32 protein-coding genes are annotated in these 23870 nt (G+C 39.9%); 17 read left to right on the forward strand and 15 right to left on the reverse strand.

All coding sequences use genetic code 11. The features are described from left to right. Positions 1–2: 2 nt before the first annotated feature. Genes cyoE through ACAY30_RS01370 form a run of 4 tightly spaced genes read right to left on the reverse strand, consistent with a single transcriptional unit; the run spans position 3 to position 3295 of the window. Complete coding sequence (cyoE, locus tag ACAY30_RS01355) at positions 3–908, reverse strand: heme o synthase (RefSeq protein ID WP_290251144.1); 906 nt, start codon at positions 906–908, stop codon at positions 3–5. A gap of 3 nt (positions 909–911) precedes the next feature. Then, entirely contained in the window at positions 912–1910 is a 999-nt protein-coding gene (locus ACAY30_RS01360) for a heme A synthase (RefSeq protein ID WP_290251143.1), read from the reverse strand. Beyond that, positions 1910–2470, reverse strand: coding sequence for a hypothetical protein (locus ACAY30_RS01365; RefSeq protein WP_290251142.1), 561 nt, complete (start codon positions 2468–2470; stop codon positions 1910–1912). The genes ACAY30_RS01360 and ACAY30_RS01365 overlap by 1 nt, the downstream gene beginning before the upstream one ends. A gap of 30 nt (positions 2471–2500) precedes the next feature. Beyond that, positions 2501–3295: an SURF1 family protein gene (locus ACAY30_RS01370; RefSeq protein ID WP_290251141.1), complete on the reverse strand. Its 795-nt coding sequence runs from the start codon at positions 3293–3295 to the stop codon at positions 2501–2503. A gap of 45 nt (positions 3296–3340) precedes the next feature. Here ACAY30_RS01370 and ACAY30_RS01375 point away from each other — a divergent pair, with 45 nt between their 5' ends. Further along, entirely contained in the window at positions 3341–3553 is a 213-nt protein-coding gene (locus ACAY30_RS01375; protein ID WP_290251140.1) for a DUF2909 domain-containing protein, read from the forward strand. A gap of 123 nt (positions 3554–3676) precedes the next feature. On the opposite strand, the gene ACAY30_RS01380 is transcribed toward ACAY30_RS01375, so the two are convergent. The 6 genes from ACAY30_RS01380 to ACAY30_RS01405 form a co-directional block, all read right to left on the reverse strand. Next, positions 3677–4558 (reverse strand): cytochrome c oxidase subunit 3, encoded by an 882-nt coding sequence (locus ACAY30_RS01380; protein WP_290251139.1) that lies wholly within the window; start codon positions 4556–4558, stop codon positions 3677–3679. Between the two features lie 51 nt (positions 4559–4609). After that, entirely contained in the window at positions 4610–5185 is a 576-nt protein-coding gene (locus ACAY30_RS01385) for a cytochrome c oxidase assembly protein (RefSeq protein WP_290251138.1), read from the reverse strand. Positions 5186–5197: 12 nt separating this feature from the next. Beyond that, a complete protein-coding gene (ctaD, locus tag ACAY30_RS01390; protein ID WP_290251137.1) occupies positions 5198–6787 on the reverse strand; it encodes a cytochrome c oxidase subunit I in 1590 nt (529 codons plus the stop codon). An 11-nt stretch (positions 6788–6798) separates the two neighbouring features. Beyond that, positions 6799–8340 carry a cytochrome c oxidase subunit II gene (gene coxB, locus ACAY30_RS01395; RefSeq protein WP_290251379.1) on the reverse strand — a complete coding sequence of 514 codons (1542 nt, stop codon included), beginning with the start codon at positions 8338–8340 and terminating at the stop codon, positions 6799–6801. A 610-nt stretch (positions 8341–8950) separates the two neighbouring features. Continuing rightward, on the reverse strand, positions 8951–9565 hold the full coding sequence (lexA, locus tag ACAY30_RS01400; protein WP_290251136.1) for a transcriptional repressor LexA: 615 nt from the start codon (positions 9563–9565) through the stop codon (positions 8951–8953). 1450 nt (positions 9566–11015) lie between these two features. Further along, positions 11016–11423: an energy transducer TonB gene (locus tag ACAY30_RS01405; RefSeq protein WP_290251783.1), complete on the reverse strand. Its 408-nt coding sequence runs from the start codon at positions 11421–11423 to the stop codon at positions 11016–11018. 522 nt (positions 11424–11945) lie between these two features. Between ACAY30_RS01405 and ACAY30_RS01410 the strand changes: the two genes are divergently transcribed. From ACAY30_RS01410 to ACAY30_RS01475, 14 genes are all read left to right on the forward strand, one after another. Further along, positions 11946–12557 carry a hypothetical protein gene (locus ACAY30_RS01410; protein WP_290252677.1) on the forward strand — a complete coding sequence of 204 codons (612 nt, stop codon included), beginning with the start codon at positions 11946–11948 and terminating at the stop codon, positions 12555–12557. Positions 12558–12676: 119 nt separating this feature from the next. Further along, entirely contained in the window at positions 12677–13135 is a 459-nt protein-coding gene (locus ACAY30_RS01415; protein WP_290252678.1) for a hypothetical protein, read from the forward strand. Between the two features lie 103 nt (positions 13136–13238). Continuing rightward, complete coding sequence (locus ACAY30_RS01420) at positions 13239–13607, forward strand: hypothetical protein (RefSeq protein ID WP_371189922.1); 369 nt, start codon at positions 13239–13241, stop codon at positions 13605–13607. 518 nt (positions 13608–14125) lie between these two features. Next, a complete protein-coding gene (locus tag ACAY30_RS01425) occupies positions 14126–14470 on the forward strand; it encodes a hypothetical protein (RefSeq protein ID WP_371189993.1) in 345 nt (114 codons plus the stop codon). Positions 14471–14518: 48 nt separating this feature from the next. Then, positions 14519–14992, forward strand: coding sequence for a DUF6438 domain-containing protein (locus ACAY30_RS01430; protein WP_290252260.1), 474 nt, complete (start codon positions 14519–14521; stop codon positions 14990–14992). Between the two features lie 582 nt (positions 14993–15574). Next, a complete protein-coding gene (locus tag ACAY30_RS01435) occupies positions 15575–16309 on the forward strand; it encodes a hypothetical protein (RefSeq protein WP_290252261.1) in 735 nt (244 codons plus the stop codon). A 175-nt stretch (positions 16310–16484) separates the two neighbouring features. Continuing rightward, on the forward strand, positions 16485–16991 hold the full coding sequence (locus tag ACAY30_RS01440; RefSeq protein WP_290252262.1) for a hypothetical protein: 507 nt from the start codon (positions 16485–16487) through the stop codon (positions 16989–16991). A 171-nt stretch (positions 16992–17162) separates the two neighbouring features. Then, entirely contained in the window at positions 17163–17540 is a 378-nt protein-coding gene (locus ACAY30_RS01445) for a hypothetical protein (RefSeq protein ID WP_290252263.1), read from the forward strand. 47 nt (positions 17541–17587) lie between these two features. Next, positions 17588–17782 carry a hypothetical protein gene (locus tag ACAY30_RS01450; RefSeq protein WP_290252264.1) on the forward strand — a complete coding sequence of 65 codons (195 nt, stop codon included), beginning with the start codon at positions 17588–17590 and terminating at the stop codon, positions 17780–17782. Between the two features lie 89 nt (positions 17783–17871). Next, positions 17872–18150, forward strand: coding sequence for a hypothetical protein (locus ACAY30_RS01455; RefSeq protein ID WP_290252265.1), 279 nt, complete (start codon positions 17872–17874; stop codon positions 18148–18150). 50 nt (positions 18151–18200) lie between these two features. Then, positions 18201–18641: a hypothetical protein gene (locus ACAY30_RS01460; RefSeq protein WP_290252266.1), complete on the forward strand. Its 441-nt coding sequence runs from the start codon at positions 18201–18203 to the stop codon at positions 18639–18641. Positions 18642–18734: 93 nt separating this feature from the next. Continuing rightward, the gene (locus ACAY30_RS01465; protein ID WP_290252267.1) at positions 18735–19103 is read left to right on the forward strand and encodes a hypothetical protein; all 369 of its coding nucleotides are present in this window, start codon (positions 18735–18737) and stop codon (positions 19101–19103) included. Between the two features lie 143 nt (positions 19104–19246). Continuing rightward, entirely contained in the window at positions 19247–19519 is a 273-nt protein-coding gene (locus tag ACAY30_RS01470) for a hypothetical protein (RefSeq protein ID WP_290252268.1), read from the forward strand. Between the two features lie 183 nt (positions 19520–19702). Next, entirely contained in the window at positions 19703–20785 is a 1083-nt protein-coding gene (locus tag ACAY30_RS01475) for a hypothetical protein (protein ID WP_290252269.1), read from the forward strand. Between the two features lie 131 nt (positions 20786–20916). Here ACAY30_RS01475 and csrA read toward each other — a convergent pair whose 3' ends face one another. After that, complete coding sequence (csrA, locus tag ACAY30_RS01480) at positions 20917–21090, reverse strand: carbon storage regulator CsrA (RefSeq protein WP_290252270.1); 174 nt, start codon at positions 21088–21090, stop codon at positions 20917–20919. Positions 21091–21238: 148 nt separating this feature from the next. Beyond that, complete coding sequence (locus tag ACAY30_RS01485; protein WP_290252271.1) at positions 21239–21475, reverse strand: hypothetical protein; 237 nt, start codon at positions 21473–21475, stop codon at positions 21239–21241. A gap of 284 nt (positions 21476–21759) precedes the next feature. Between ACAY30_RS01485 and ACAY30_RS01490 the strand changes: the two genes are divergently transcribed. Further along, the gene (locus ACAY30_RS01490; protein ID WP_290252272.1) at positions 21760–22152 is read left to right on the forward strand and encodes a hypothetical protein; all 393 of its coding nucleotides are present in this window, start codon (positions 21760–21762) and stop codon (positions 22150–22152) included. A 30-nt stretch (positions 22153–22182) separates the two neighbouring features. Here the strand turns inward: ACAY30_RS01490 and ACAY30_RS01495 are convergent, their stop codons facing one another. Both ACAY30_RS01495 and ACAY30_RS01500 read right to left on the reverse strand, forming a co-directional pair. Next, the gene (locus tag ACAY30_RS01495; protein ID WP_290252273.1) at positions 22183–22317 is read right to left on the reverse strand and encodes a hypothetical protein; all 135 of its coding nucleotides are present in this window, start codon (positions 22315–22317) and stop codon (positions 22183–22185) included. A gap of 8 nt (positions 22318–22325) precedes the next feature. Beyond that, positions 22326–22535: a hypothetical protein gene (locus ACAY30_RS01500; RefSeq protein ID WP_290252274.1), complete on the reverse strand. Its 210-nt coding sequence runs from the start codon at positions 22533–22535 to the stop codon at positions 22326–22328. 88 nt (positions 22536–22623) lie between these two features. Between ACAY30_RS01500 and ACAY30_RS01505 the strand changes: the two genes are divergently transcribed. Beyond that, entirely contained in the window at positions 22624–22962 is a 339-nt protein-coding gene (locus tag ACAY30_RS01505; RefSeq protein ID WP_290252275.1) for a hypothetical protein, read from the forward strand. A 106-nt stretch (positions 22963–23068) separates the two neighbouring features. On the opposite strand, the gene ACAY30_RS01510 is transcribed toward ACAY30_RS01505, so the two are convergent. Further along, on the reverse strand, positions 23069–23653 hold the full coding sequence (locus ACAY30_RS01510; RefSeq protein WP_290252276.1) for a hypothetical protein: 585 nt from the start codon (positions 23651–23653) through the stop codon (positions 23069–23071). Between the last annotated feature and the right edge of the window lie 217 nt (positions 23654–23870).

Consider the following 23870-nt stretch of genomic DNA (forward strand, 5'->3'; position numbering starts at 1 on the left):
GGTTAATTTATCGCGTAATGGTCAACCAATAGCACCAGAAATAGCACCATTAGGTGAATGATCGAAAACCTAAAGGTTTGCATCGCGGTTTTGCTGTCTGCATTAAACTTTAATTTCCACGCATAGGCAAAAAATATCGCATTAAGTACGCTAGCGCCGAGTAAATAAATCCATCCACTCATACCCACTAAGTAGGGGATTAAACAGACCACAAACAACAAAATGGTATAAAGCAAAATTTGCGTTTTGGTAAATTCGATACCGTGAGTAACGGGTAACATTGGAATATTCACCTTAGCGTAATCGTCTCGACGATGAATGGCCAACGCCCAAAAATGCGGCGGTGTCCAAGTGAACACAATCAGCACCAATAACAAGGCATGAGGGTGAATTTCATTGGTCATGGCGGTCCAGCCAAGCAGTGGCGGAATCGCCCCGGCAAGCCCACCAATAGTAATGTTTTGTGGCGTCGCGCGCTTCAAGTACATGGTGTAAATAACCGAGTAACCAACCAAACCCGACAGGGTTAGCCACGCAGTTAACGGATTGACCAGAGCATAAAGCATCACAAAACCGGTAAACGCCAAGCTCGCGGCAAACGCGATCGCTTTGCTGTTGCTGATACGGCCGTTGGGTAACGGACGGTTGTGGGTGCGAGCCATTACCGCATCAATGCGCTGGTCAACAATGTGATTGATCGCCGCAGAAGCCGACGACAACAAACCAATGCCAAGCATCGCCGGTATCAATACTTGCCACGGAATGGCGCCGGGCACTGATAAGCTCATGCCCACCAACGCGGTTAATACCAGCAGCGCTACAACTTTGGGCTTGGTAATTTCGTAGTATTCACGCCAGCTGACACCGGTGGTGATCATTGGCGTTTGAGAAGCATAAGATTTAGCCATACATTACTCCTTGACTCGGCGTCGTAAACTGTAGGTGAGAGTGATTAACGAAAGCATTAGTAGGGCGGCCACCACGTTGTGAGCAACGGCTACAGGTAGCGGTAAATTAAATACGATATTACTCACCCCTAAACTGACTTGAATCGCTAAAATCGCCAACACGGCTAATGCATTGCGTTGGAAAAAACGACTGCTGGTGCGCGATAAAATAAACAGCGCTAACCAGATTAAGTAAACACTGGTAACAATCGCGCCAATGCGGTGCATGGCGTGAATAGTGACGCGCTCTGCGTGGTTTAAAAAGCCGAACTCATAGGTGTCTCTTTTCGGTGGCACTAAGTCAAATGAGTTTTCAAATGTTAATTGTTGTTGCCAACCACTTTGACATATCGGTAATTCGGTACAAGCCAGCGCCGCGTAGTTACTCGATGTCCAACCCCCTAGGGCGATTTGCGAGGCTAAAATCACAATGCCGATCACCCCGTAAATGGAATATTGGCGCAGATTTTTGTTCCCGCTTTCAATGGTATATGGGGTTAAGCGCAAATACAGTAAATACAGCAAACACAACGTAATGAAACCGCCGAGCAAATGGGCCATGACAATGACTGGCATAAGCTTCAAAGTGACGGTCCACATGCCTAATGCGGCCTGAAAAGTAACCGTTGCTAACAAAGCGAGTGGTAGGTACAAGGGCATGCCTTGGTTGCGCATCCGCAGGCCAATAATGAAAATAGTGGCAATGAACAGTCCCAGTGTTCCAGCAAAATAGCGGTGGATCATTTCATTCCAAGCTTTTTGGGTTTCTACCGGACGTTCGGGGAAGGCCTGTTCAGCGCGCTCAATCTCTTGTGCTGTTTTTGGCACGTCCAAGTGACCATAGCAGCCAGGCCAATCAGGGCAACCAAGGCCGGCGTGTGTTAATCGAGTATAAGCGCCTAAGGTAATAACAATGATGGCCAATACAACAGACAGCAAAACCAGAGTACGTGTTTTTTTCATTAACCAATCCTCGAATATTTCAATAACTTCTTTAAATCACTTAGCATGGCTTTACCCAAACTAAGTACGGCATCATCACCGGTTGGCTGCGGGTAAGTTAACACCACATTGCCAAGCGGGTCTGCAATATAAATTTGTTCACTGCTTAATTGGTTGGGCTTGCTGGTAGCAGTCAGCTCACTCACAAATTGCCAGTGATTGTTATTTACTTTGGTAAGTTGTTCTGCATTAAACGGCGATAAACTCACCGCAACCGGCGTGACTCGCGGGGTTTCACGACCAAGAGCAAAGTAGGTATTTTCAATTGTTGATAAGGTCAACTCACATTGCTCATCGCAATTGTCGGGTAGCGCATAAATGATCAGCCATTGTTTACCCTGTGCTTCGCTTAAGCCCAAATTGGTTAACTTGAGCTTTTGTTCGAGCAAGCGGCCTTGATTGGTGACGCCATAGTTAAACCATTGATAATCCAAAGCGAGTTTGGCAAGGAGAATAGGAACTACGAATACCAGTAATAATAATATTAAACTGCGTCGATTCTTTTTTACTTCATCGGTCATAACATGCCTTTGTTGTTGTTATTTTCGTTGTTATTTTTGCTCTACAGAGGGTACTGAACCGTCTTGTTGGCGTTTAAATGCGCGGTAGCTTGCGATGATCATTAAGGTTAACCACGCGAGCGCTAATCCCCCCCATTGTACGGCGTAGCCAAAGTGTTTTTCGGCGGGCATAACAATGGGTTGCCAGCTCTTTTTGTAACCAATAGATTCTTTTTTATCCAATATCAGGGTAAAGGGCAATAGCGGTTTGTTAATTAATTGTGAAAACTCTTGGCTGTTAATTTGTTGGATGCGAAGCGGCCAATCAATGGCTTGAAAATTATCACTACTAAGCATGATGGTATTACTGATAAAACGGACACGAGCAGTTAGTGTATGTTCACCCTTAGGCAGGGTTATATCGGGTAGGTAACGTCGATCAACGGAGCCTTTAACCCAACCGAGATTGAGTAATACGTATTGGTTTGAAATAGCGTCTAAAAATACCGCCAATACTTTATAGCCAGGCTGGCCATTATCCACTTGGTTATCGAGTAAAAATACATAGGGTTCAACAAAATAGCCATTAATTGTCACGAGTATATCGTTAATGGTTTGGTCGTCTTCAAGCGAGTTTTGGTTAAGTAAGGCGCTAAGGCTGATTGCTTGTTGTTGGCCGAGTTGCTCAATTCGCGCAACCCGTTGTTGTTTTTCAATACCGCGACTGTACTGCCAAAAACTTAACTTGATTAATCCGGCAAATACCGCCATGGTAATAACAATCCACAGCCAGTTAAAGCTCGATAAGTATTTGACTATCTGTGTCTTTTTATTAACTCGGTTCATTAACTACCTTGACTACATACCGGCTAAATAGGAGATGTTACGTTGGTGATAGCGTATAAAATTATTTTAATTATCTTACTTGTGGCAATGGTTTATAACCTGTTTCGCGCTGGCTATGCGATGAATAAAAACGATGCCAGCAAGCCGAAAATGTCGGTGTATATTGGGCGTCGTGTGTTACTTGCCATATTAATTGTATTAATGCTTATTATTGGCATGGCAACGGGCATCATTACCCCAAATCCTAAGCCTTATTAATACAGTAATTGCCTTACCATTGCGCCATATCACACCTATAAGGCCTAGTTTATTAAGCGTTATAGGTGTAATGCTGGCAGGAACTTACCGCCCATGACGGCAAGCTCCAGCGAGCAATTTTATCTACAGCACGTAGACAAAAATAAACAGCAGCACCCAAACCACGTCAACAAAGTGCCAGTACCAACTAGCCGCCTGAAATGCGAAGTGATTCTTTGGTGTGAAGTGCCCCTTTAACACCCGGAAAAACATCACAATCAACATGATCGTTCCCAGTGTTACGTGTAACCCGTGAAAACCGGTTAACATAAAAAAGGTATTGCCATAGACACCACTGGCAAGGGTTAAACCCATTTGCGTATAAGCGTGAATGTATTCTTCAACCTGTAATGCTAAGAACGCGAGACCCAACAGAATAGTCAGTCCTAACCATGCTTTTAACGCACCGCGCTTGTTTTGTTCTAACGATACATGGGCAAAGTGCAAGGTAACCGATGAGGTAAGCAGTAAAATGGTGTTATACAGTGGTAATCCGCCCCAACCCATTGCTTCTGTTGTGGTGCCATCAGGGGTAACCACAAGCGGCCATGCCGCCTGAAATTCTGGCCACAGAACTTGCCACGTTTCAAAGTTGTTGCTAGCGCCGCCTAACCAAGGCACTGAAATGGCTCTGGCATAGAACAGAGCACCAAAGAAGGCGGCGAAAAACATTACTTCAGAAAAAATAAACCAACTCATGCCTTGGCGAAAGCTGGTGTCCATTTGCGCACTGTATTTGCCGGCCATCGATTCATCGATAACATTGGAAAACCAGCCGATGACCATATAAATCACTAAGGCAATACCGGCGAGTAAGATATAACCACCGTATCCGTCACCGGTTTCTAAGTTGGTAACATAGCTACCTGCGCCAACGGCTATTAAAAAGAGCGCAATAGCACCAACGATGGGCCAGTGGCTTTGCGCTGGTACGTAATACGTGTCGTATTGTTTTGTTGTCGTCATGGTATTTTCCTCTACACCTGAGCGTTAACTCAGGGCTAATCTTTCACTGTCTTAGCTTCTGTCGGTAATATCGTACAAGGTGTACGATAACGTCAGCTCACTCACGTCTTCGGGCAAATCCACATCAACGTAAAATTGCAGTGGCATCCATACGTCAGTGTTTGCTTCTAATGGTTGTTGGTTGAAGCAAAAGCACTCGATTTTTTGAAAGTAGTTAGCCGCTTGCCCAGGTGATACCGATGGTATCGCTTGGGCAACCGCATAGCGGCCCGATTCATTCTTGGCGTAAAATTTCACCAGTTTCATTTCCCCGGGATGTACTTCGATGGCATTCATCTCAGGCTCAAATTGCCAAGGCGCGCCTTGAGCGGTTCGACTCATAAACTGCACTTTTACAGTGCGAGAGGTGTCGATACCGCTGTCGTTGACTACTGCCGCTGTTGTAGCGGTTTTGCCATTTAAGCCGGTAATGTCACAGAATACGTCGTACAAGGGGACAAGCGCAAAGCCAAAACCAAACATCCCTAGTACAATCAACATCAGCTTAGTAACACTTTGTTTTACCTGCTTATGTTGGCTTTTATTAGCGTCGTTTTGTTGATTTTGTAAATCTTGCTCTGGATTCATTTTACGCCTCGCCTATTTAACCTCTGGTGGGGTGCTAAAGGTGTGATAAGGTGCCGGTGATGCGACCGTCCACTCTAAACCTTCCGCGCCTTCCCAACATTTCGCTTCAGCTTTTTCGCCACCTTTAATGCACTTAATCACCACGTATAGGAAAATTAATTGCGATAGACCAAAGGCAAAGCCGCCAATACTGATCCACTTATTAAAGTCAGCAAATTGCAGGGCATAGTCTGGTACGCGGCGAGGCATACCGGCTAAGCCAATAAAATGCATTGGGAAGAACAATACGTTGACCGAGATAAGCGAACACCAAAAGTGCAATTTACCAATTTTTTCATCGTACATGTGACCAGTCCATTTCGGTAACCAATAGTAGGTTGCCGCAAATAAACTAAACAGTGAGCCGGTTACCAGCACGTAATGAAAGTGCGCCACCACAAAGTAGGTGTCGTGATATTGGAAATCGACCGGGGTCATGGCCAGCATCAAGCCACTAAAACCGCCAATAGTAAACAAGATGACAAAGGCGATTGAAAACAACATAGGTGTTTCAAACGTCATTGAACCTTGCCACATGGTGGCTACCCAGTTAAACACTTTCACCCCGGTGGGCACCGCAATTAGCATCGTACAATACATAAAGAACAGTTCACCCGCTAACGGCATACCGGTGGTAAACATGTGGTGTGCCCATACGATAAACGATAAAAAGGCAATTGATGCGGTGGCGTATACCATTGAGCTATAACCAAATAAGCGTTTACGAGTGAACGCTGGAATGGTTGTAGATACAATACCAAACGCCGGCAAAATCATGATGTACACTTCTGGGTGACCAAAGAACCAAAAGATGTGCTGGAACATGACTGGGTCACCACCACCTGCGGCATCAAAAAACGAGGTGCCAAAGTAGGTGTCTGTTAGTACCATGGTTACCGCACCTGCCAATACCGGCATAACCGCAATAAGTAGGTAAGCGGTAATAAAGAAGGTCCACACGAATAATGGCATTTTCATGTACGTCATGCCGGGTGCGCGCATGTTCATAATGGTCACGATGATATTTATTGCGCCCATGATTGATGAAATACCCATGATGTGTACCGCAAATACAAAAAATGCGGTACTGCCATTTGAATACGTGGTTGATAACGGTGCGTAGAACGTCCAGCCAAAGTTAGGACCACCACCCTCTAAAAACAATGACGATAACAAGATGGTAAACGCAAATGGCAGTATCCAAAATGACCAGTTATTCAATCTTGGTAGAGCCATGTCTGGAGCACCAATCATCATTGGAATTAACCAGTTAGCTAGCCCGGTAAAGGCTGGCATAATGGCGCCGAAGACCATAATGAGACCGTGAACTGTGGTCATTTGGTTAAAGAAATCTGGCTCGACAATTTGCAATCCAGGTTGAAATAACTCAGCCCGAATAACCATCGCCATGGCGCCACCAGTAAGCAGCATAATGAAGCTAAACCAAAGGTATAGCGTACCGATATCTTTGTGGTTGGTTGTGAATAACCAACGCTTGATGCCGGTCATTTTATGATCATGGTGATCATCGATATGATCTAATGTGTCAGTTGCAGTACTCATAATCATTCCCCCTACTTAGCAACGTCTTTGGCTTGAACTACATCGCCGGTATCATTGCCCCAAGCATTGCGCTCGTAGGTAATAACCGCGGCCATTTCTTGCGCTGATAATTGGCTAGCAAAGCCCATCATCGCCGTACCTGGCTTACCGTTAACGACCATATCAATATGGGCGCTGATATCACCAGTTGCGATAGCGCTGCCTTTTAAGCCGGGAAATGCCGGTGGCATACCCTCGCCATTGGCTTGATGACAAGCGGCACATTTAGCTATATAAACTTGTTCGCCGAGTGTCATTAGCTCACTCATTTCTAAGTCGTCCATGGTATCGCTTGCGCTGGCCGCAACGCTTTGTTCGGCATCACTTGCGACGTCAGCGACTAGTGCCTGACTAGTCGGTGCTGTTGACGCTGGCGCTGCACTAGCCGTATCGGCAGTATCGGCTGAGTCACCTGACGCGGTGTTTTGAACATCTTTGGCTTGTACTGCATCGCCTGTGTTGTTGCCCCAAGCGTTTCGCTCATAGGTGACAACAGCGGCAATTTCTTTAAGGCTCAACTGTTTGCCATAGCCTTGCATACCGGTACCAGCACGACCGTGAAAGACCACATTAATGTGTTCGCTGACTTTTTCTGGGTCTATCGCAATGCCCGAGCCCGCCAAGGCTGGGAATGCCGGTGGTAAGCCTTGACCATTGGGTTGGTGACAGGCGGCGCAGTGGGCGGTGTAGGTTTGTTGACCTAAGCTCATTAGCTCGTCCATACTCATTTGTGCATTGAGCGATGCCGCTTCAGCTTGTTTCGCTTTGGTTATGGCAATTTTCTGCTCGTTAATCCATTGCTCGTAGTCGACTTCGCTGCGAACATCAACCACAATCGGCATATAACCGTGGTCTTTGCCACACAACTCGGCGCATCGGCCGCGATAAATACCTGGCTCGTTGACCTTAGTCCACGCTTCGTTGATAAAGCCTGGGTTTGCATCTTGCTTGACTGCAAACGCGGGTACCCACCACGAGTGAATGACGTCATCAGAGGTAATTAAGAAGCGGACTTTTCTATTTACCGGAATTACCAACGGCTTATCGACTTCTAACAAGTAATTTTCACCCTTGGGCGCGCCTTCACCTTCGCGATTGTCAAACTGTTCTCTCGGAGTGGCTAACACACTGTAAAACTCGATGCCTTGATCAAAGTATTTATAATGCCACTTCCATTGTGAACCGGTGACTTGAATGGTGATATCGGAATTTGAGTTATCTTCCATGGCGATCAGCGTTTTGGTTGCTGGCCATGCCATGGCAATAAGAATAAAAACAGGAATGGCCGTCCACAGTATCTCTACTTTCGTGCTTTCATGAAAATCAGCTGGCTTAGATCCCTTTGATTTACGGTGGAAAAGCATTGACCAAAACATGGCCCCAAATACGACAATACCGATGGCGGTACAGATCCACATGACCATCATATGCAAGTCATAGACATTTTGGCTGACATCCGTCACACCTTTAGTCATATTGAATTGCGACTCAGCATGAACTGAACTGACAAACATACTTGTCAACAACAGCCAACTCAGGTTGCGTCTTTTCACTCGACATCTCCTCTGCTTATTAAGCCAAAGAAAATACAGAAAGAAGGACAAGATACATCTTAATTCGATGTCGCAAATTTCCGTAAATTTTATTTTTATAGTGCGGTTGAAATTTCACCGCTGTTATTTACGTACAGCAAATCTACGTTGGGTTTTGATGTGGTAGATATTGCGCGTGTTATTGTTGTTATGTGTTGCGCTTTTTCGTTATTACGCGATACAAATGCCAATAACTGATTAATACGTATACTAGAATTACTCAATTTTTATACGAGGTAAAGCTGTTTGTGTAAAAAATGATAGAATTTTTGGATATTTAGTAATGACTACGTGTAGAGCAAATACTCTTTATTTTTTATGGATTTACGATTTTTTCGTCGGAGGGAAAAATGTTTCACACTAAAGGTGTCGGTGTAAAGGGATAGTGTTCTGCGGGACAAATAAAAAAGCGCCTTCAACAAAAGGCGCTTGATTGTTCGATTGTAAAAGGTGAGTTTCTATTGGTAGATAATAGAACTGCAGTTAGCAGTTAGCAGTTAGCAGTTAGCAGTTAGCAGTGAGACTACCGCTATTACATCCAGTCGGCGTTGCGAATAACACCTACTGCGATACCTTCAACATTAAAAGGCGTTGCGGCTAAATCAACGACAATCGGTTCAAAGTCTTTATTTTCGGCGTGTAAGTACACCACATTACCTTCTCGTTTAAAACGCTTTACGGTAACGTCATCTTCCACACGAGCAACAATAACTTGGCCATTGTGGATATCAGTTGTTTGATGCACGGCAAGTAAATCACCATCCATAATACCAATATCTTTCATACTCTCGCCGTTAACGCGCAGTAAGTAATCGGCGGCTGGATGAAATAGGTTGCCATCAATTTTGTATCTATCTTCAATGTGCTCTTGTGCCAAAATGGGTTCACCGGCAGCGACGCGACCAATAAGTGGTAGGCCGTCGTCGTCGATGTGCTCTTCTGCGAGTTTGATACCGCGTGACGTGCCTGGCAGCATTTCAATAAAGCCTTTCTTGGCTAGTGCTTTTAAATGTTCTTCGGCGGCGTTGGCAGATTTAAAGCCAAAAAAGTTAGCAATTTCAGCACGTGTCGGTGGCATACCGGTGGCGTTTATTGTTTCTTTGATTAAATCAAATATTTGTTGTTGTCTGGCAGTTAGTGCTCGCATGTTAATTTGGCCTGTTTATTCGTACAGTTACTGTTAGTATATACAGCTTGTGGATTATCGCAACAGCAAATTAAAAATAAGGTATGTGTGTGTGCAATCCAGTTTATTTCTAAAATAATCCAAGCAAAATAAACTGAGCAAATACTTTAATGCGGGTTAACTTCAGTGAACTGTCATGTTTTTGCTGGAAAATGATCGAAAATGAGGTGATAAGATCAAAAAATGAGCCTATCTAAGGTCTTTGTGATTTGAATGCCAATCTTTTGTATTTAACCAGTTATTGGTCCATATAAGCATCTTGTGACGTTGACTTAATTTGTATAAGTCTCGACTTGAACTGTCAGACGTGAATAATAGGTCTTAACCAAATCTGACAATCACACTAATCGTAGATCTGCTAATAGGCTATGACCGCTTTGTGCCATTTTCTGCCCGTTAGCAATTGCTAATATACGCTGGTTTCGAGGTAATAACACCTCAATAAGTGGCGCAAAATAGTTGGCTAAAATAAGCGAGGCACGAGCGCAGCCAACTGTTTTGCGTCCATGACTTTATTGCCTTGTTATGGGGATCTGCGCAACTTAAAAAGCTTAAATAAAAAGGCTAAACCAAAACAAATTAAACAAAGGGTTATAAAGCGATCAAAATTTGCTATATGAGTATTGTCAATATTCTCAGGAGATGAAAAAGCGCCTAAGAAATATAAGCCGATTGTCCATCCGACCAAAATCGGGCTGAATTTGTCAAACGCAAAATGAAAAGCATTCTTGACGTCCTCTAACACTCTTTTGATCCTCATAACAGTTGCAATAAGTGGAAATATCCATGAAACACGGAATTATTCCACGTTTTATTAAATGATAATTATCGGTATTACTAAACCGACCGTTGATCGCTCTTTACTGCCTGTTAGCCTAAAGGCTTTTCGCATTTGTGGCAATTGTTCTCAGGCCACCGAATGTTAAACGCACTTAAACCTCGGAATACCTGACCAGCACCGCAATTTGGGCATCGTAGATTCAAAGCGAACCAAATAACATATATTCCAAAACCCAATGCAGCTAAGAAGTGCCAAGTAATAAAACTCACATCATTTGGCGTATCTAAATATTTGTGAATGGCAGTCAACAACACTTGAATAGCCAGCATCCGGATTAATTTTTTCTTATTGTTATTCATCGTATTAATAAGGTCTGCTTATCGCTCAAAGCGGTAGTTGCCTCCGCCACTTCGCTTCATACTAACCTAACCGACCGCCAAGTCAAATATTCACTTTTATGAATAAAAATTCGAGGACTAAGCCTCGAATTTGTTGGTCGCCCCACTTAAGGTTAATGCCTTGTGAAGAAGGCGGTTTTCATTTATTCATATTAACGTCCTAGTAAGAATATTGAGCCTAACTAAAATATAATTCTAAGCACAACAATGTACGTAGCTCGACTCTGCAGTCTTAGCTCAGCCTAAAATCAATTTGTACACTATGGCACTTGCTTAATGCTGGCGAGCCACTTTTAGTCATAGGGATATATTCCCACTGTGAAAGAGCCTGTTTTGCAGCGTCTATAAAAGTATCTGAAGGAAATGACGATATTGGTTCAATATTTATTGGCTTGCCTTGTTCAGATATATCAAAATTAAATTGAACATACCCTTCAACTTTATCTCTTGCCGCTTGAATTGGGTACTTAGGAGCTACTCTATTGATAGAGTTCTTATAAGAATTATATTCGAGCCTGTCGGAGTCATTGGACTCAAAGCCTTCACATTTGCTATTAAAACTTAAAGTTTCATTGTTTGTTGAAGCACAACCTAACAAAAAACACATCACTGTTATATTGGTTATTAATAGCTGATTCAAAGTAATTTCCCTGTTAAGTAACTATTTATTTTAAATTTTTCAGTTACGTTTAGATTGCTAACACTTGAATATACATTAACCTTTTCAATTGTTTATAGTCAAATTCCGGGCACAAAAAAGGCCGCTTACGCTGGGCTGATATGAAATTAAGGATCTACATAACGTAGATCCTTTTTTTATTCCTATTTATAATCAACAGCTTAGCTCTTATTGAGGCGCAACGAAATCGTTCCGTGTCGATTGCATTTATCATTAAAATCAATAGTTTGTAGCACATGTTGTTGAGTTTCATGTCACGAATCGTCGTAATAGACACTTTTACTTTTGACGTTTAATCAGTAAATTAAATAAAAACATAGTGGAAATTTACTTCCGCTTTGAGCGAACAACGGTCGTTCTAGTAATACCGATAATTATCATTAAATAAAACGTGGAATAATTCCGTATTTCATGGATATTTCCACTTATTACAACTGTTATAGGCCAAAGCAAAATTCGCAGCAATTATGTATGGATATTTAGATGGACTCAGTAGTGCGGGATAGAATACATTTTCAGTTATCAGGTCTTAAGTTGCTGTTGCTTTTTGTTGTACTTTTATCGTCAGCATATTTTTCCTTTTCAATTTTGGCAATGCCCTATGAGCAGCTTGAACAAAATGCAGATAAGTACCATCCGATCATCGCCTATTTATTCTTTATCCCTTTTTCCATATTGATTACTGCATTAATATTAATTTATGGAAAGTTCATTTGTAGCCGTAATAAGGGACTTATAATTGCAGACGGCTTTTTAATTGATAATTCATCACCATTTTCAATTGGTGAAATTCCAGCCGAGCAAATTTCATCAATATATAGTTCTATAAATGGTTCAGTTAAATACAAGTTCGTTAGCTTTAAAATTAACGAGTTGAATGTTAATTTGAGGAAAAGGAAAAAGGATATTAACTGGTGGAAAAGCAAAGGGTTTATGGGGACAATAGTTAAGAAACTTTACACCTACACAATCCCAACCCGTGGTTTTAAAGCTAGTCATAGTCAAATATTAGATTCAATAAAATGCTTTGCTGACCAAAATAATATCAAAGTAACTGAAGTGGATCACTTAGCAAGAAAAAGTTTACGCAATTAGGTCAGGTGCAATTGGCCTATAACAAAGCAAGTCAAGCGGACAATTTTTAGCAGGCTGGTTCCGCTTCGCTTCAATTATAGCCTGCCCAAAATAGCCGTTGCTTGCGGCGTTAGGTGTACATGGATAATCTTTCCAAACAGGTGGTTTTAACGGCTATTGGGTTCTTTGTTTTAGGTATTCTTTGGTTTAGTTCTGGACTTCAAGGTTCTTCTAATAAACTTAAAGCACACTACTTTGGAAGTATTATTGAACTTTCACCTATTGAATTAAGATACATAGATGAGCAAAAGCGAAACAAAAGTGCAGGCCCCAAATTGTTCGTTTATTTAACTGACTCCAATGAAATCCATTTAAGGTTAGTTTCATTAAAAGAACTAAAAATAGGTAACCTAGTTGTTTGTAAAAAATTTGGTGATTACTGCTATTACACAGAGAGCAATAATGTTTTCCCTTACATACCGACTATAAAATTCGTAAAGTTTGCTTGTGGTTTTCTTTTCGTAATTACGAGTATTTTTACAGTAATATTTCGGCATAAAATTGCAAATAAAGTTCAACGCAATCAAAAGGACACCTAACAAGTCGTTAAAGCACGGACAAATAAAGCTTGGCTTTGTTCACTGCGTTCCAAATTATAGCCAAGCATTATTTGCCTCTTAACGAGGCGTTAGGAGTACTGAAATGGAGTTCATATTTGGGCACTGGTTTGCCCTAATAATAGTAACCACTATTTTGGTTATTATATGGAAATCAGGACTCCAGAATTCAGAAGGTGAAAATAAAGCTATAAGCATTTTATTGACTGCTTTAGTTTTTATTCCGCCTTGGTTCCTAACCCCTGAAAAAACTCTGCTTTCTGTAATCTATGCTGTTTTTCTTGGTTGCATATGTTTATTAGCGTATTTCAAAACCAATATGTGTATTTTTTTTAAAGGCTTGGCAGGTGTTAGTAAAACGCTTTTTTACCCTCCAAGTAAGAAGTGGTTGCTGGCTTTGGGCTGTTTATTGGTTTCTGTGCCACCAATACAATATTTTATGGGGTTGTTGTAAAGTACTCCTAACAAGCGCATTAAGCACGGGACACGTAAAGCTTGCTCGGTTCCGCTTCGCTGCACATTTTAGCAAGCATTACTTAGCCCCTTATGCGGGCGCTAGGTATACGCGTTAATGTTTCGAGTAAGTGTCAATATTTTATGATATCCAATATCTTTTTGGTTTTAATACCATTAATCGCATATTGGGCTACTGATATTGTTTGGGTGTTATTGCTTTGGATTCTAACATTACCAGTAGTTATATTTGGTAAGCTGAAAGAGCATCATGAAAATCAGATGTTTGTCGAACCTCGAAAGGTTAGGTTTTATCAAAGAGCATATTGGGCTTCGTATTTAACTTTGGCTTTTTCTGCTGCTTTAATAGAATTCATTGCAATAGCATTAGAGGCATTGTATACCTAACAAGCTAATAAATGGCACATTTGCGCCTGTCGGTTAAATAGCGTAAGTTATTGATTAATGGTCAGTAGCGAATGGCTGTTGCGAGCGATAAGCGGAAATAAAAGGATATTTATGCTTTCCATATTATGGTCCAAAAAGACACGAGCATTGTTGGCTTTTTTAAGAGAAGGAAATAGTTTCCTCAACAAAGAATATCCAAAGGCCAAATACTATTCAAAAGAGCAAATTTCATGGATGTTAGTTTCGCTATTTCCGCAATATAAGTGTTATTCGGAATATGCACTTTATGTCTTTATGGAGCCTGAACAGTTTAAAGCTTTGAATATCGCCTTGGGTGGTATATATGACTTAGACGGGATACAAACAGATATACAGCATGTTCTGAAAGAAATTAAAGATAAATCAGCTTTAGCCAAATACTCTAGCATCAGCAGTGTAAGCGGTATGAGTCTGTAATGAGCGAAGAACAGTCGGTTAAATATTCTTAAAAACCAGGGAAATCATATGAAGCTCCTTACTTTTATTTTCATCCTTATATCTTTTACGTCACTTTCAAAAGAATCTCCAAGTGATGCTTTCATTTTCGCTCAAACACCATGCTTTGGAACATGTCCAGTATATGAAATAACGGTTCTTTCCGACGGTACTGTTATTTACAAAGGAGAAAGCCATGTATCTAATAAAGGGGTCTACAGCTTTCCAAAGAGTCCGGAATTATTTACTCACTTATTGAAAGTTATTGATAGCTATAATTTCCATAATTTTAGGGATGATTATGGTTGGTCTGACGAAGAAAATATCTGCAAAGAGCAATGGACTGATCATTCAAGCACAATACTAACAATTCAATATGCTGGCGATGTAAAATCTGTTCACCATTATCACGGATGTAAAGGCTTCGAAAGAGAAGATGAATTGGTGAAGTTAGAAAAAGAAATTAAAGAGCTATTCATATCTAAAGGCTATTTAACTAGGTAGCAATTTAGAAAGCTTAATGTCTGGACTGAGCGAACAGCAGCCGCAAGAATAAAATGGAATTGAATAGTGGTAACTTCTAAAAAACATAAAAGACTGTTCACCATAGCTTTAATAAAAATATTCATCATATTTCTTCTGATGACAATCGCATTAGGGTACTTAATTCACCAATCCTCAAGGGTATCGGGTATCGGGTATCGTATATTTTGTGGGAGCAAAAGGCTTTGGCGCATCTAACTTAACGTCTTTGTTTCTCACGAGCTTAGCAATATCCCTTGTTTTTGTATTCGGAGCGTATAAGCATTTATTTAAGAGAGATAGTTTTAATGAATTTAAAAAGGCATCGCCTCTCTACAAAAAACAAGCTATGAAATTGCCTAAGTGGTTTGTAGTGATAGGGGCTTCTCTGGCTACTTTCGTTTTCCTAACTTTGCTTCTGTAAGTAACATTACCAACGGCGGCTTATGGCACATTTGCGCCTGTCGGTTAAATAGCGTAAGTTATTGATTAATGGTCAGTAGCGAACGGCTGCTGTGAGCGATAAGCAGCCGTTAAGGCACTCCTAGTACGTATGGTTAAATAATGAAAAAATTGGCGCTTACTATATTTTTAATGAGCTTTAATGCTCTTTCTTCACCAATTTTTAGTGAATTCGAATGTGGAAAATACGATGAGGGCAAAGCCTTAGAGTTGGACCCTGATAAGTCTTATTTTGACGACCCTATTAGAAGAGGGCCACTTCCTAAAAAAGTTCAAGATTCTGAAATTTATGAATTTTATCAACAGTTTGAGTTAAACGAACGACAACTTTTGATTGTGTCGAATCCGGTAATTGCAGCAGATGCTAATGCGCCTTTAGCCTATACAATGACCTTTTATAGAGATAGGTGGAAATATGGCTCGGCACCTGAAGGGCATTTGACTATTCAAGACGTAATTCCTCACGTAATTTATAGGACGCCTTTTGGGGTTTTGGCTGGTGATAGTAGAGGAGAGTTTGGTGGAGAGTTGGTTTTCTTTGATCTCGAAAATAAAGTATCAATACTGGCTGACTTAAATGTTGAGGATATTTACAAATTTCCGTTTGGATATGTAGTTACTGAGGGAATATCCCACATGTCGAGCGACAGAGGAAACTTATATATAATTACTTTTTCTAAATCGAAGCCCGTCATAAATAAATTATATGGATTAATCGGTGCTCCTATAGCCTCTTATAAAACTAAGCCGAATGAGTTGTTAATAAAATCAAAGGGTGGGTACCAGTTGCTGGACGATGCTGGGAAATTAAGTCGTGTAGTTTGTAGCAAGCTATGACCCATACGGCAGAAAATGGCACGTTTGCGTCACTCGCAGTTATAGCGTAAGTTATTGAATAAGAGGCAGTCTTGTACGGCTGCTGTGAGCGAACTACAGACAATCAAAAATCCTTTAAGAGCCAAAAATTTCTATTTCTTTATCAAATTTAATTAACATTTTTCAAGGAGGTATTGTGCGCATAATATTAGTATTAATATTTTTTCATAGTGGTTATTCGTATGCACAAAAAACAGCACCAATATCTTCATGCCTTTCTTATGAAATGAATCGTATTAATAAAAATACAGGAACATTCGTCTTAAAAAATGTATTTTCTCAAGAGCTTTTCGATAATTTAAATAGTAAATTTCCTAATCAAGAAATTGATTGGTCTGCTTGGACAACCGAAGTGCTTGAATACAATAGTGAAGATGGAAAAGCGAAGACCAAACTTAAAGGATGTTTTGATGTTTCAAAAATATATGAAGATAGTGCACTAATCTCCTCAATAATGAGGGTTTCAATGAAGAGATTTAATGCTGCTATGACGTTTTATTCGAAGCCTAGCTCAGAGCAAATTCCACAGGATAAAGTTGATACTATGGTTGATGGATACGAAGAATTACTTAAGGATGATGAAGTCAAAAAAGCTATTAAGTCTGAGTTGAAACGAAACGAACAATTCAAGAACGAAAAATAAAACTGAGACATTTGTTACCACGTTCTATATCTTAGCAAGATATAGAAAACTCGTTCGTTATGATTTAGCGAACGGCGGTTATTGGCACAAGTTTGACGTTAACAGATTGAAAAGGTTAATGTCTCTAACGAGCGAACAGCGGCCGTAGCAATATATAAATATAAGCTAGATATGACAGGAAAAAAGACAAATACCACTTTGGCAGGGATACTAATTGTCTTAGCAAAGTTTTGCTTCCTTTTTGGAATAATTTCACTAGTTCAATTCTCCCTAGGAACAAATGAATTAACCTTTAGGCCAGTAATCCTTCTAATTCTGGGTTCTATATTAGGAGCAGTAGGTTTTTATTTAGTTGGTTCCTCAAAGATTGCTTGGCTACAACTTCCGCATCAAGCATTGGCATTTGTTGGTGTTGGCACTACCGTATATGGGGGTATAGAGTTGTACAATGGCAATGGAAATGTAATGTTGTGGGTATGGTTTTTATTAGGTCCATTTTTCTTTTTCAGTTGGCGATACTGTGCAAAACACAACTTTTATAAAGCTTAAACTTTAGTACACCCCTAGCGACTGCTCCTGAAACATGAGAGAGGTTTATGACAAAGTTAAAAGGAATGACGATAAATGAAAGGCTATTTGTCATGAACAAAATTAACAATTTTAATTCTGCAATTCGCCAAAAGAATATCGAAGAGGCAATCGCTATATTAGAGCAGTGCGAATTATCACTTGATGCTGCAAAAGATAGTGTTGCAGCAATATTGAGAAATCCTAAAAAATATGGCTACTAACGCGTTCGCGTCGGTCTAAGTAATCCGGTACTTTGGGAAGCAGTCAGGGGCTGTTGTGAGCGAATAGCAGAAGTTAAAGTAGAGTTAAAATGGCATATACGATTTATTTTTCTGTCCTTATTTTTTTACAGTTTTTAGCGCCAAAGTTAGCGGTAAAAATCAAAAATCGATTTAGAGAACTTGGGGTTGACATGGAAACCAGTGTATATATCTCAATGTTAAATACTTCAGGTTTTTGGCACGAAGCTAAGGATCTTAACTCTTCAAGGAATGATGCTTTGATAGCAAAATATTTATGGATATATAAATCTTGGTGGGTTTTATTTATAGTCGGTATGGTCGGACTGTTTTTTGGGGTAGGTTACTGATTGACTGCTGCCTTTTAGAGCGAACAACAGACGTTAAAGGATAACTAATTTTGAAGCATGGAATTGCACTCATATTACTTTTTAGTTGTACTTCATGTTCTGTAATAACTGATGCTAGTAAAGACTGCTCAAGACCAAATCACATCGAAGTAGAACTTAATTCGAAATATTTTGAAGGGAAATGGTTTAGCCAAATAGATATAGGTGATGATGCCATCGAAACTTATGATTGTGATTTTCAACTCAACGGTAATTTCAGTTGTCATGTCATCGAGCGTGGCCCTTTAAACAAAGAGCAATCAGTTTACCATACTGATGAATATTGGGAGAAAGGAATATGGACTTTCGAGACGAATAGTTTGTTAAAAACAATCAACGGTCACTCTCAGATTCAGTATACGGTTGTGTCAGCTAACCAGAGTAATTATGTTCTTTCAGATGGTAGAGCTGAATATTGGTTTACCAAAGAATATAGCTGTTTAGGCAGTTAAGAGCGACAAGCAGCCTAAAGTCAACATAAGGTAATCTATTTAACCTGTACCATGAAGCACTCCCGTTTTGACACAAAGAAAGTAACTGAGCCTATGCCTCGTATCCAATCCATTGTCTTTGGACTGGCTTGTCTTTTTATATTTATATTTGTAGCGCACAAAGCTTTATTCGATACGACATCTGACTCAGGATTATTTACAATTTTGTTGGTCATCCTAGGAATACCTTTAGGGTTAATAGGTTGGAGGCTATTATTTGCGTCAACACGCGAAAGAAATTACGGATATTTCTCCCCGCTAACTTTATGTGTATTAGGTGTTTTAATCGTTATAGTTGGTTTGATGCTTGCTTATCAAGGAGCTAGAGGTTCAGGTATTGCTGTAGCGGGTGGCCTAGCTCTTATAGCTTTAGGCAAAAGAAGACGCGTTCAGCGAAGAAAACAAAAACTGTGGTTTAAATAACTGTTGCGACTGACAGGTATTGGCACATTTGCGCCTGTCGGTTAAATAGCGTAAGTTATTGATTAATAGTCAGTAGCGAACGGCTGCTGTGAGCGAATCAGAGTCACTCAACTTACGACAAAAGATTAAACTGTTAGGTGTTTATGAAATATAGTCAACCTGAGGTTAAGATAATCAATGAATCGATTAAATTTGTTAATCGATGGCGATGGTACAAATACGTTTTAGTTGTAACGGTGATTGTACTGATTTGGTTTAGTTATTTTCTTATCACTAATGAAGGTTATGGAAAATTTTCAGCTTTGGTTGGTGTTCCAGTTGGCCTTTTACTCGGTTACTTAAAGCGAAATTGGACAACGCCTAGAAAAGAAGCATTGTTAATTAAGTTAGTCTCTAATCTAAAAACACCTAACTGAGACTTGGGCGCTAATACTCCAAAATTATCGTATATAAGCAAACTCTAACGGACCGAGGTTGGCACAATTGCGGCGTCTGCATAAATAACGTAACTTATTGAAAAGTGAGTGGCCGCGAGCGACTGCTGTGAGCGATTAACGGACTAAATCGGAATTATTGAGTTAACCCGAAAAGGATGCACAATGAAAAAGTTATTTTATACGGTAGTTGTCTTTTTCGGATTAATTGCAATTTTTTATTTTTCATTGTTAGTGTTGATTGATAAAGAAACATACCCTCCTACAGCCCTTAATTTTACTCCCACTGAATTTACCGTAGTTAATGAACAAGAAGTCTTTTATTCAATAGGTAATTCAATTAAGTTTGGGAACCAATTCTCTATAGCAGACAAAACAATATTCGAGTCTGATAAGAGAATAGTAGATGTTCACGTATCGCCAAATAATTCTTTTGCGGTCATTGAATATTCTGATGAAATTTGGTTGCTTTCATATGACGGTTCTATAAAGCAGTTTATATCTAAAGTAATGAACCCGTTTGATGTTAAAAGTGAACCTGTTGGAGAAACATTTTATACAGGTAACATTCAATGGGGGCCTACTTCAGATTACTTTTACGTTCTAGAATATGAAGTATATAAACGAAATAAAGATGGCTATATTAGTTCAGAAACAAAAGCGTTAGTTAAATATACTATTGATAATCAAGAGTTTTCGAAGGTTGTTAATCCTATGCCGTTCTTCTTATATGCTCAGGGTGAAAATGGTATTTATTTTGTAAGCCCTACACCTGATGGGGACTTGGTACTGAACCACAGCCCTTTAAATTCTACTCAGAGAAAAGTTGTCGGTTTAGAGGAATTAAAGAAAATAAATAATCTTCGCACTATATTTTACAATTTTTCTGTTCACGATTATTCAGACATGTTGATAGCGGAAGGCCGAGTAAAAAGCCAGATAAGTGAAGATAGAACGAATATGTCTTTTTATATTGACGATAATAAGGTATTAACAACTAAAGAAGGTATGGGGTTTAAAGGGCCTACATTTGGAATGCAAGCGGGTATCGGAAATGTGTTTACACCGAGCGGACGTTATTTCTTATTGAATCTATATTCAGAGCAATATAATGGGCCATTACTATTCAATGTCGAAACCTATGAGTATATGAAAATGCCTGCTGATTTACGTATATACCAAAATGTAAATACTAAGACATCAAATTCGTGGATACTGACAAATTCAGGCGTGGAAATTAGAAAATAAATAATTTGCGAACGGCAGCAAGTGGCACAACAGAGACGTTTAACGTAAGAATTTCCACCGAAGGAGTTATCGCAGAATGAAAGTAGTGCGATAACTCCTGATGCTCATACTAGATAAAGTCAGAATAGGCTTTACGCATTTAACTCCGACCTGATCCGCTTGTAGATTTCAGACCGATGCACGCTGACCGTTTTAGGTGCTTCTATACCAACCTTCACCTGCTCCCCTTGGATTGAAATAATTTTGCAGGTGATGTTGTTACCAATGTGGATTACTTGTCCGATTGTTCGGGTGAGAATAAGCATGATAAATCCTTTTAATTAAATGATAGAAGAAAAGCAAGGTAACCGTATCGAGAGCACGTCCTTGCCCATTCAATTTGAGTGTAGTCCAGGGTTTGACTTATGACAAAACCGCATGGTTTACATATCGTTGACTTGGTTAATCCCCACTTTAGCTAGCTTTCATAAGCTGAACACCAATGCCTTGTTGTAATAAATAGCGCTGAATGTTCTTACCTTCTTTTACGATAACATTACCAAGCTGTTCAGCGATGATTTCACCATTTGCACTTAACGAAGCGCCAGTAAGCAAATCAGTCTTCTGGTCATTTCTGTGTTCGCTCTTATCAAAAAGTGCGTTGGTTGCGCCAGTGATTGTTTCTGTCGTTAGAGATTCGATGTTTTTCATAATTTTTCTGGTTCGTATTTTGTGTACGGTTTTGCTTGACGGGGTAGTAGTACGCAACCAGGTTCGGATGCAAGAAGTTTTTTAAATTATTTTAATTCGTACGTGGTGTACTGTTCGCTCTATTTGATGCATAAAAAGGTTTTTTTTGGGGAGCTGTTTCGAAATAATAGTTGCTTAGGGTGGTGGGCTTGGATTTATTTTAGTATATATATTAGTGGTTTAACTTCGTTGTTTATTTTTGATAACGAATGAATGGAATAATAATAAATCAGCAAGGAGTAAACATGTCAGAATCTTGTAGCTGTGGAGATGATGCCGAAGTTGGGGCAACAGTAAAGTTGCATTGTAAGACGTGTAAAAGCGTTTTAGAGAAATTTTCCATTGCCAAGCCAATTAAAGCAGCAGGGCTGACAGTTTGTTTAGCTTATGGTGGTAGCCTCTTTATCGATTACGCAATAACTGATAATCGATATCCCATGGATGTTGAGTATGCGGTGTTAGATGCTTGTTTAAGTTCTTACCAAGCGCCTTTACGCTATTCTTCGTATGGTTCAAAGAAAAGCATTTGCTTGTGTGCATTAGAAGATACGATGAATGAAATTTCTTATGTACGCTACAAAGTAGACGAAGATAGCTTTTTAGACGCTTTTAGAAAAAACGCTAAAGAATGTAGGTAGCTCAGACTGATCGCCTGAGCTACCTTGTTTTTAATCGCCCAAGTAGTCGTCGTTGTTAGGATTATGGGCATCAGCCCAGTCATCCATATCGGCGTCGTTATTGGGGTTGTTAATGTCTGACCATAGATCTAACTCAGCATCAGACATATTAGAGGTATTTGGCATAAACCCTGCTATTTACTTTTAGGTGGATTATTGCCACGACCTCCCCCAGAGGGGTTGCCTGTTTTACTCGGACCATTTGGTGGTGTACCGCCAGATTTGCTGGCTGAAGACATCGCTCTTGCTGCAAATGAGTCTTTAGGCACGACGCCACCGTTAGCTTTCGCTGTAGCTGATTGAATTCGCGCAGCAGCGGCTTTGGACATGGTGTTTTTAGACATATTTTTTCCTTATTAATTAGGTTATTAATTCAATTTACTGGCCCCGCTGGGTCAGTAATGACAAACATAGCAAAGGTGTTAGGGACAAATGGGGACAGAAGAATTACAAAAAGAAATAAAAAAGCTTCTCGGGATGTTGAAGTGGTCTCAAAAAAGACTTGGGCGTGAGCTTTACTATACAAAATATGAAGACGACGATGAGCTTGAAGTGGCTCGCTTTGAAGAGAAGGTTAAAAAAGATCTATCAAGATCGACAACCAAACCGGTGTTATTGAAATCGTACCTGGATTTAATTACTCATCATGACGAATTTAAGAGCTTGGGTATCATCGTACCAACTTATCAAAAAACAGAAGTTTTAAGTGCATCTATGGAAAGCGGCATGTTTGAAATATCTAAAATGGTAGAAAAGTTAGTTCAAAGTTAATGTGTACTAACTCAAAACCTGCACTATGTTTTTTTTCAGTGCAGGCATTGAGTTTTGCTCGGCTAATAAAGTATAGATATTTAATCTAAGCCTTTAGTTTTAGCGCTTATTGCTCAAATCTTTTGTACTGAGCAGGGTAGCGTTTTCGGCATTCTTTCTTAAACCAATTCGGAATGATGGCATCATCAACAAATAACTTCTCTTGGTATCGAGCTAGCTTGTCTTTAGGGTTCGGCCGTTCTGTGATTGCGCGTTTGAGGTAAAACAGTTCTTCCATCTCTTTTTCCCGGAGGTTTTTGAAGTTTCCACCCGTAACTCGAAAAACAGCTTCACTCATCACAAATTCTATAAAGTTGTCTTTGTTTAATGACCAGTAGGTACACTTATCGTTAAGTAGCTCGATTTCTTTCTCAGTCATTTGAACATAAAAATACTCCCACTCTTTTACTCGCAAGTTAGTTGTTCCTTGAGCCTTGTATAGCCGCTCAATATACCTCATAGCTGTAAAACTATTTATCGGTATATCTTTAGATTTTCGGAGCTTGAAATAAACCCATTCAAGGAAGTCTATTTCGAATCTTATAAATGCGTTAAACCAGAATTTTTTCACCAGACCTAGCCCCTCGATCATTCGATCGAAGTCAGCGATGACGGACGGGTTTACTTTGAATCGTTGCGTTTTTTGAGGCATGCAATAGCTCCAGTTGTGATAATTATCACATTTTAATTTATTTTGAATTATTATGAAATTATTTTCATTTTTTTTCGCTTCTTGACAAGAATATCGACCATGTAGAGTATTTTAACTGTGAAAAACAGTGGTTAATTGCATAAAAATAAAAATTAGCGGTAAAAATGTAACTTAACCTGTTTTTGTGTGGCTTTTTTGGAACTTAATCTAAATAAGG

Origin of the sequence: Thalassotalea ponticola, assembly GCF_041379045.1 — a bacterium.
Taxonomy (GTDB): Bacteria; Pseudomonadota; Gammaproteobacteria; order Enterobacterales; family Alteromonadaceae; genus Thalassotalea_A; species Thalassotalea_A ponticola.

What these genes read in the sequence shown, in the direction of transcription:
- cyoE (WP_290251144.1), bottom strand. Translation starts at nt 908, where the DNA reads ATGGCTAAATCTTATGCTTCTCAAACGCCAATGATCACCACCGGTGTC.
- ACAY30_RS01360 (WP_290251143.1), bottom strand. Translation starts at nt 1,910, where the DNA reads ATGAAAAAAACACGTACTCTGGTTTTGCTGTCTGTTGTATTGGCCATC.
- ACAY30_RS01365 (WP_290251142.1), bottom strand. Translation starts at nt 2,470, where the DNA reads ATGACCGATGAAGTAAAAAAGAATCGACGCAGTTTAATATTATTATTA.
- ACAY30_RS01370 (WP_290251141.1), bottom strand. Translation starts at nt 3,295, where the DNA reads ATGAACCGAGTTAATAAAAAGACACAGATAGTCAAATACTTATCGAGC.
- ACAY30_RS01380 (WP_290251139.1), bottom strand. Translation starts at nt 4,558, where the DNA reads ATGACGACAACAAAACAATACGACACGTATTACGTACCAGCGCAAAGC.
- ACAY30_RS01385 (WP_290251138.1), bottom strand. Translation starts at nt 5,185, where the DNA reads ATGAATCCAGAGCAAGATTTACAAAATCAACAAAACGACGCTAATAAA.
- ctaD (WP_290251137.1), bottom strand. Translation starts at nt 6,787, where the DNA reads ATGAGTACTGCAACTGACACATTAGATCATATCGATGATCACCATGAT.
- coxB (WP_290251379.1), bottom strand. Translation starts at nt 8,340, where the DNA reads ATGTTTGTCAGTTCAGTTCATGCTGAGTCGCAATTCAATATGACTAAA.
- lexA (WP_290251136.1), bottom strand. Translation starts at nt 9,565, where the DNA reads ATGCGAGCACTAACTGCCAGACAACAACAAATATTTGATTTAATCAAA.
- ACAY30_RS01410 (WP_290252677.1), top strand. Translation starts at nt 11,946, where the DNA reads ATGGACTCAGTAGTGCGGGATAGAATACATTTTCAGTTATCAGGTCTT.
- ACAY30_RS01415 (WP_290252678.1), top strand. Translation starts at nt 12,677, where the DNA reads ATGGATAATCTTTCCAAACAGGTGGTTTTAACGGCTATTGGGTTCTTT.
- ACAY30_RS01420 (WP_371189922.1), top strand. Translation starts at nt 13,239, where the DNA reads ATGGAGTTCATATTTGGGCACTGGTTTGCCCTAATAATAGTAACCACT.
- ACAY30_RS01425 (WP_371189993.1), top strand. Translation starts at nt 14,126, where the DNA reads ATGCTTTCCATATTATGGTCCAAAAAGACACGAGCATTGTTGGCTTTT.
- ACAY30_RS01430 (WP_290252260.1), top strand. Translation starts at nt 14,519, where the DNA reads ATGAAGCTCCTTACTTTTATTTTCATCCTTATATCTTTTACGTCACTT.
- ACAY30_RS01435 (WP_290252261.1), top strand. Translation starts at nt 15,575, where the DNA reads ATGAAAAAATTGGCGCTTACTATATTTTTAATGAGCTTTAATGCTCTT.
- ACAY30_RS01445 (WP_290252263.1), top strand. Translation starts at nt 17,163, where the DNA reads ATGACAGGAAAAAAGACAAATACCACTTTGGCAGGGATACTAATTGTC.
- ACAY30_RS01450 (WP_290252264.1), top strand. Translation starts at nt 17,588, where the DNA reads ATGACAAAGTTAAAAGGAATGACGATAAATGAAAGGCTATTTGTCATG.
- ACAY30_RS01455 (WP_290252265.1), top strand. Translation starts at nt 17,872, where the DNA reads ATGGCATATACGATTTATTTTTCTGTCCTTATTTTTTTACAGTTTTTA.
- ACAY30_RS01465 (WP_290252267.1), top strand. Translation starts at nt 18,735, where the DNA reads ATGCCTCGTATCCAATCCATTGTCTTTGGACTGGCTTGTCTTTTTATA.
- ACAY30_RS01470 (WP_290252268.1), top strand. Translation starts at nt 19,247, where the DNA reads ATGAAATATAGTCAACCTGAGGTTAAGATAATCAATGAATCGATTAAA.
- ACAY30_RS01475 (WP_290252269.1), top strand. Translation starts at nt 19,703, where the DNA reads ATGAAAAAGTTATTTTATACGGTAGTTGTCTTTTTCGGATTAATTGCA.
- csrA (WP_290252270.1), bottom strand. Translation starts at nt 21,090, where the DNA reads ATGCTTATTCTCACCCGAACAATCGGACAAGTAATCCACATTGGTAAC.
- ACAY30_RS01485 (WP_290252271.1), bottom strand. Translation starts at nt 21,475, where the DNA reads ATGAAAAACATCGAATCTCTAACGACAGAAACAATCACTGGCGCAACC.
- ACAY30_RS01490 (WP_290252272.1), top strand. Translation starts at nt 21,760, where the DNA reads ATGTCAGAATCTTGTAGCTGTGGAGATGATGCCGAAGTTGGGGCAACA.
- ACAY30_RS01495 (WP_290252273.1), bottom strand. Translation starts at nt 22,317, where the DNA reads ATGCCAAATACCTCTAATATGTCTGATGCTGAGTTAGATCTATGGTCA.
- ACAY30_RS01500 (WP_290252274.1), bottom strand. Translation starts at nt 22,535, where the DNA reads ATGTCTAAAAACACCATGTCCAAAGCCGCTGCTGCGCGAATTCAATCA.
- ACAY30_RS01505 (WP_290252275.1), top strand. Translation starts at nt 22,624, where the DNA reads ATGGGGACAGAAGAATTACAAAAAGAAATAAAAAAGCTTCTCGGGATG.
- ACAY30_RS01510 (WP_290252276.1), bottom strand. Translation starts at nt 23,653, where the DNA reads ATGCCTCAAAAAACGCAACGATTCAAAGTAAACCCGTCCGTCATCGCT.